This window comes from Thermoanaerobacter sp. A7A (genome assembly GCF_000445185.1).
In the GTDB taxonomy this organism is placed as follows: domain Bacteria; phylum Bacillota; class Thermoanaerobacteria; order Thermoanaerobacterales; family Thermoanaerobacteraceae; genus Thermoanaerobacter.
Genome location: NZ_AVAF01000155.1, coordinates 22465 through 29068 on the forward strand (window position 1 = coordinate 22465; position 6604 = coordinate 29068).

Annotated in this window: 8 protein-coding genes; 1 reads left to right on the forward strand and 7 read right to left on the reverse strand. The window is 33.7% G+C overall.

Translation table 11 applies throughout. The features are described from left to right. Positions 1 to 36 precede the first annotated feature (36 nt). The 7 genes from M663_RS0112195 to surE form a co-directional block, all read right to left on the reverse strand. Complete coding sequence (locus M663_RS0112195) at positions 37 to 1287, reverse strand: Glu/Leu/Phe/Val dehydrogenase (protein WP_029689098.1); 1251 nt, start codon at positions 1285 to 1287, stop codon at positions 37 to 39. Between the two features lie 97 nt (positions 1288 to 1384). Next, positions 1385 to 2248: a MurR/RpiR family transcriptional regulator gene (locus M663_RS0112200; protein WP_009052364.1), complete on the reverse strand. Its 864-nt coding sequence runs from the start codon at positions 2246 to 2248 to the stop codon at positions 1385 to 1387. After that, on the reverse strand, positions 2227 to 2790 hold the full coding sequence (locus tag M663_RS0112205; RefSeq protein WP_029689099.1) for a 2-oxoacid:acceptor oxidoreductase family protein: 564 nt from the start codon (positions 2788 to 2790) through the stop codon (positions 2227 to 2229). The genes M663_RS0112200 and M663_RS0112205 overlap by 22 nt, the downstream gene beginning before the upstream one ends. Then, on the reverse strand, positions 2787 to 3611 hold the full coding sequence (locus M663_RS0112210) for a 2-oxoacid:ferredoxin oxidoreductase subunit beta (protein ID WP_029689100.1): 825 nt from the start codon (positions 3609 to 3611) through the stop codon (positions 2787 to 2789). Before M663_RS0112210 ends, M663_RS0112205 begins: the two co-directional genes overlap by 4 nt. Before the next feature lies 1 nt (position 3612). Then, positions 3613 to 4740 carry a 2-oxoacid:acceptor oxidoreductase subunit alpha gene (locus M663_RS0112215; RefSeq protein WP_029689101.1) on the reverse strand — a complete coding sequence of 376 codons (1128 nt, stop codon included), beginning with the start codon at positions 4738 to 4740 and terminating at the stop codon, positions 3613 to 3615. Then, a complete protein-coding gene (locus M663_RS0112220) occupies positions 4737 to 4934 on the reverse strand; it encodes a 4Fe-4S binding protein (protein WP_003870657.1) in 198 nt (65 codons plus the stop codon). The genes M663_RS0112215 and M663_RS0112220 overlap by 4 nt, the downstream gene beginning before the upstream one ends. Before the next feature lie 135 nt (positions 4935 to 5069). Further along, positions 5070 to 5828: a 5'/3'-nucleotidase SurE gene (surE, locus tag M663_RS0112225; RefSeq protein ID WP_003870656.1), complete on the reverse strand. Its 759-nt coding sequence runs from the start codon at positions 5826 to 5828 to the stop codon at positions 5070 to 5072. 78 nt (positions 5829 to 5906) lie between these two features. On the opposite strand from surE, the gene M663_RS0112230 reads away from it, so the two are divergent. Beyond that, the gene (locus M663_RS0112230; protein WP_029689102.1) at positions 5907 to 6545 is read left to right on the forward strand and encodes a hypothetical protein; all 639 of its coding nucleotides are present in this window, start codon (positions 5907 to 5909) and stop codon (positions 6543 to 6545) included. Positions 6546 to 6604: the final 59 nt, after the last annotated feature.

Here is a 6604-nt window from a genome sequence, read left to right on the forward strand (position 1 = left end):
TTTACCATATAACAAAAAGACCTTCAATGAAGGCCTTTATAACCAACCACTAATTTTCATAGCTTCATAAACCCGTTTAATCGATATCATGTAAGCTGCTGTCCTCATATCAACTTTGTACTGCTGTGCTAATTCATATATAGCGTTAAAAGCATTTACCATCATAATTTCCTGTCTTTCTTCTACTTCTTTTTCTGTCCAATAATAATTCATGAGATTTTGTACCCATTCAAAATATGAAACTATTACTCCTCCTGAATTAGCTAAAATATCCGGAACTACAAACACACCTCTTTCTGCTAAAATCTTATCTGCTTCAGGAGTTGTAGGACCATTTGCTCCTTCGCAAATTATTTTCGCCTTTACATCTGGCGCATTTGCAGAAGTTATCTGATTTTCTAAAGCTGCTAAAGCTAAAATGTCTACCTCCATTGTTAAAAGCTCTTCATTTGTTATACTGGTTGTTCCCTCAAAATTGCACACTGTTCCCGTCTTATTTACATGCTCTAGTAATTTTTCAACATCAATTCCATCTTTATTGTATATACCTCCATACACATCAGTTATTGCTATAATTTTAGCGCCTAATCTTTGAAGGTTTAAAGCAGTGTAACTTCCAACATTTCCAAAGCCCTGTACAGCTGATGTACAATTTTTGAAATCCATCTGTAAACGTTTTACAGCCTCCCGTGCCATCAATGCAACTCCATATCCAGTTGCAGCAGTTCTTCCCTTAGAACCACCATATATCAAAGGTTTTCCTGTAATGACCGCAGGGCTATTGTAGCCTACAATTTTGTTATACTCATCTACCATCCAAGCCATAATTTGCATGTTAGTATTTACATCTGGTGCAGGTATATCTTTATTAGGACCTATTATGCTCGTTATTGCTCTTATATAGCCCCTGCTCAACCTCTGTAACTCATCGTTAGACAATTCTTTTGGATTTACCACTACTCCACCTTTTGCTCCTCCGTAAGGAAGTCCTACTACCCCACATTTAAATGTCATCCACATGGATAAGGCTTTTACCTCATCTAATGTAACGTCAGGATGAAATCTTATTCCTCCTTTTGTGGGTCCTAATGCGTCATTGTGTTGAGACCTATAACCTTTAAAGACTTTTACTGTACCATCATCCATCTGTACAGGAATAGAAACTTCTAATACTCGCATAGGTTCCTTTAAAAGTTCATAAACAAATTCTTCTACCCCCAGCAAATCACAAGCATTTTTAATCTGCTTTTGCGCAATAATCAAAGGATTTAATGACTCTTTTGACATTTTATTATCCTCCTAATTTTAAAATTTTGAAGCAAATGAATCGATTTCTATGTTATATATTCTACAAAATTTTTAATAACCCTTCAAAATTTTATAATTAATTTGGTTTTGAGAAATATACCCCATATTCATCCCAAATACTCTCTAATTTTTCAAAAGTATCGGCTATCTTTTCCTTTTCTCTAAGGCCCACAGCTACCACAAGAGCATTGACAAGACTTAAAGGTGCCACTAATGAATCCACAAAAGAAGCCATGTTGCTTTTCGCAATTAATATCTCATCAGCAACAGAGGTAAGAGGAGAAATCAAGCTATCTGTTATTGTAACGATTTTTGCATTCTGAGATTTTGCATATTTCAGCACATCTAATGTTCTTTTTGAGTATCTCGGAAAACCAATTCCTATCACTAAATCATTTTCACTAACTCTGAGAATTTGCTCGAAAACATCTGATACGCCCGCTTTAACGACTGACACATTTTCCCGTATTAAATTTAAATAAAATCCCAAATATTCTGCAATGACAATAGAACTTCTGGAACCTATTATATAAATTTTTGTAGCATTGATGATATCTGAAACGACTCTTCTAAAGTCATCCTTATTTATTTCATTTATGGTCTCTTTTATGTTTTCTATGTCGGCTTTTAGTACATTATTCAATATAGCAATTTCATCTGTCTCTTCTGTCATTTCTAACCTTTGCACTGTTGTAAGTTTATTTTTTATAAGCTCTTGCAGTGCATTTTGAAGTTCTGGATATCCATTATAGCCTAAAGTATTAGCAAATCTTACAACAGTTGATTCACTTATATTTATGCTGGCTCCCAATTTTGCAGCTGTCATAAAAGCTGCCTTATCATAATGATTTATAATGTACTCTGCTATTATCTTTTGGCTTTTGCTTAATTTTGTATAATTATCTTGTATCCTTTTTATCAAATCATCTGTTTTTGCCATATTTCACTACCCCTCATTTTTACAAGATTATAGCCTTCTCTCAATGCTCTTTTGTTAATCTCTTCTGTGGCTGGAGGTACTCTATTTAAAACAGCTCTTTCTAAAGATTCTTTTGTTACCACATTAGTTAACTCTGCTATTACACCTAAAGATATTATATTCGCCACAAAAGCTCTTCCAATAACCTCTTGTGCAGTTTTTATTATGGGAAGTCGGATAACTTTTTGGGCATCTTCATCATTAGGAATTATTGATTCATCTATTATAATTATTCCATTTTCTTTCATGTCATTTTTATACCATAAATAGGCAGAAGGCGCAAGAGTAAGTAGTATGTCTGGCTTTAATACCTTAGGATACGTTATATATTCATCACTTATTATTATTTCTGCTTTGCTGGACCCCCCTCTTGCCTCAGGACCATAGGACTGACTTTGAACACTATTTTTACCATCCAATATTGCAGCTTCCGCCAAAATTATTCCTGCAAGGATTAAACCTTGCCCTCCTGAACCACTTAATCTTATCTCTATTGAACTCATTTGTAATTCACCTTCAAATTATTTAACATCTTTTGATATTCTTCTACAAATTCAGGCTCATCAATATTTAAAAGCTCTCCAATAATAAATTTGTCATGAAACTCTTCAGGGTCCATTTTACTACCTTGTTTTATGTCTACTGCATGGTCTTTTAACCACTTTAGCATATCTGCAGGTGTTCCTTTTTTATTTTTTCTTCCATAGTAAGTAGGACATATACTTAAAGCTTCAATGAAGGAAAAACCTTTATGAGAAATTCCTCTTTCAATTAGTTTTGTCAATTGATGAACATGGTAAGCAGTACCCCTAGCTACATAAGTAGCACCTGCTCCAATGGCCAATTTGCAAATATCAAAATACCTATCAATATTTCCGTAAGGTGCAGTAGTAGCTCTATCAAATCGTGGAGTCGTTGGAGAATACTGTCCTCCTGTCATTCCATAAATATGGTTGTTGTACATTACTACAGTTAAGTCTATATTTCTTCTGCAAGCATGAATAAAGTGATTACCTCCAATAGCCGCATTATCTCCATCTCCAGTAATAACTATTACTGTAAGCTCAGGATTAGCAAATTTAATACCTGTTGCAAAAGCAATAGCTCTTCCATGGGTAGTATGCAAAGTATTAAAATCCAAGTATCCTGATGCCCTTGCAGAACAACCAATTCCAGATACAATACATACATTGTTTTGATCAAGTCCTAAGTTGTCAATTGCTCTTACAATAGCTGCCGTTACTATTCCATTGCTGCAACCTGGACACCAAATATTTGGTAACGTTTCTTTTCTAAAATACCTTTCTACTAACTCAGAAGCCATTTTAAAAACTCTCCTTTATCTTCTCTACAATATCAAAAGGAGTAAGAAACTCTCCATTAAATTTGTTAATTTTTCCTACATAGGTATTCCCTTTGATAATTCTATCTACTTCATAGTAAAGTTGCCCTGTATTCATTTCAACTACAAACACTTTCTTAAATCTAGGATATATTTCCCTCAATTTTTCATCAGGGAAAGGCCATATGGTTATAGGTTTAAAAAGTCCAACTTTTATTCCTTCTTTTTTAAGTTCTTGCATCGCCGCTTCACAAGCTCTGGCAGAAGAACCAAAGGAGATAAGAAGTATATCTCCACCTTCAGTATCTTTTTCTTCAAACATTACTATGTCTTTTTTATTGTTTTCAATTTTTCCTATCAATCTTTTTATCAATTTTTCTGTTACTTTAGGGTCATTTGTAGGCAATCCTTTTTCATTGTGGGCAAGTCCTGTTACGTGAAATCTAAAACCTTTACCAAAGGGTGCTAAAGGTGCAACTCCATTTTCTATATACTGGTAAGGTAAGTAGTTCTCTTTGTCTTGGGGCATGGGTCGTTCAAAAATTTCTACATCTTTATATTCATCCAAATTAACTGCTTCTCGTAGATGACCTATAACTTCATCCATAAGTAAAATTACAGGTGTCCTGTATTTTTCAGAAAGATTAAAAGCTTGAATAGTAATATAGTAAGCTTCCTTTACAGAAGATGGTGATAAAACGATTATAGGATGGTCTCCATGAGTTCCCCATCTGGATTGCATTACATCTCCTTGTGCAGGGGAAGTAGGCATTCCTGTGCTCGGACCCATTCGTTGAACATCTACTATAACACATGGAATTTCTGCCATAGCGGCGAAGCCTATGTTTTCTTGCTTTAAAGAAAACCCAGGACCCGATGTAGCAGTCATTGCTTTTAATCCAGTAAGGGAGGCTCCTATAACTGCTGCCATGCTGGCGATTTCATCTTCCATTTGAATAAATTTCCCACCTACAAAAGGAAGTTTTTCGGCACAAAGTTCAGCAATCTCAGTAGAGGGAGTTATTGGATATCCTGCATAAAATTTTAGTCCAGCAGCTATAGCTCCTTCCACTACCGCTTCATTTCCTTGCATCAATACCGTAGGCATCATTCTTTCACCTCTAAATATATGGCAAAATCAGGACACCGGAGCTCGCAAAGGCCGCATTTAGTGCATTTATCCGCATCTATTAGTCTAACTTTACCATTTTTTAGTTCCAATACTTTAACAGGACAAAATTCTACACAAATGCCGCAGCCTTTGCACCATTCTTCTATTATTACGAGCTCTTTATTTTTTACCAATTTATCACCCTCATTAAATTTTGTTTGCAATATATAATATTCTATACAAAAATAAAAAATCCTCCATAAAATGAATAATAAATTTCATGAATATTTTTGATACAATTCTTGCATCATATAGAATATTAGAAATATTTATTCTATTTTTATATCCCAGGAGTTTAAAATATTTATCATGTTGTACTCTGTTAAATCAAAATGAATTGGAGTAATAGAAATATAACCTTCTTTCACAGAAACAATGTCTGTCCTTTCATCCTTTTCTATTTCCGAAATTTTCCCTGCCATCCAATAGTACTCTTTCCCTCTTGGGTCATAATTTTTTTGAAAAGTCTCAATATAGATTCTCTTGCCGAGTATTGTAGCTTTTACTCCCTTTATTCCCTTCTTAAAATCGGGTATATTTACATTCAATAATGTGTTTTTAGGTAATCCTTTTTCTAAAACTTTTTCTATTAAATTCTCCAAAAATTTATATATACGCCTATCTTCAATATCAGCGGTTTCTGCAAGGGAAACTGCAATAGCAGGAATGCCGTAAATTGCAGCTTCTATAGCCGCAGAAACAGTACCAGAATAAAGTATATCTGTCCCTAAATTTAGACCTTCATTAATGCCAGAAATTATAATATCAGGTTTTTCTTCCAGCACCACTTCAATTCCTAATTTGACACAATCGGAGGGCGTACCATTTACCGCATATATTTTCAAACCATCCTCTTCCTTCACTTTTTTAAGCCTTAAAGGTTTATGTAAAGTTATAGCATGGCTTATAGCACTTCTTTCTTTTTCAGGAGCTACTACCGTTACCTTATACTTATCTTTAAGATATTCTGCTAATTTTAACATCCCTAATCCTTGTACTCCATCGTCATTAGTAAGAAGTATTTTCATTTTCTACCTCCTCTAATTAATAACGTATAATTACTTTGATTTTATTACAAAATTTATATATAGGCAAGGAGTGATACAGTGATACAAATAGACGACGCGGGAAGTGGAAGTTTAGTAGGTGGAACGTGTATTGGGGCTATGAGAGTAGAAACCGGAGAATTTTTCTGTGATATAATTCCCATAGAATATTATAACGAAGAAAACTTTAAAAATAAATTGTATTTAAAAAAAGCCTGTGAAATCGGGAAAAAACTTTTAGAAAAGCTTAAAGTAAGCAAAACTGAAAAAATACAAGTTTGTAGAGGTTACATGTTTGATACTTTTAGAAAATGGTTAGAACAAGAAGAGTATAATTGGGAAAGTACCCAAATATTAAATCCTCTTCAGGATATAATAGAAAATTCTTTTGAAAATTACGCTTTATCTTTAGGATTGCCAGAAAAGTTTTTAAGATACACAAAATATCCTTTTCATTTTCATCGATTGCTAAGATGGGTATATGCCGATTATGAAAACAGAGCCAAATTGTGCAAAACTGGGTGGAATAGCTGGAAAAAATATGGAAAATTAGAGGTAGAAATAAGCTACACTTATTTGCAAGAAAACAAAAATTACCTATGCTTAAAATGTGGAAAAAATATTCAACCAGGGATTGTAAAAGTTATAAAATATACAAGCAATTATCCTAATATTATATATCTTCACATTAATTGTTAAGGCACCTTAAAAGGTGCCGTCAGTTTGTTGACAAAGTCAAAAATTTTTAAAATAGGATA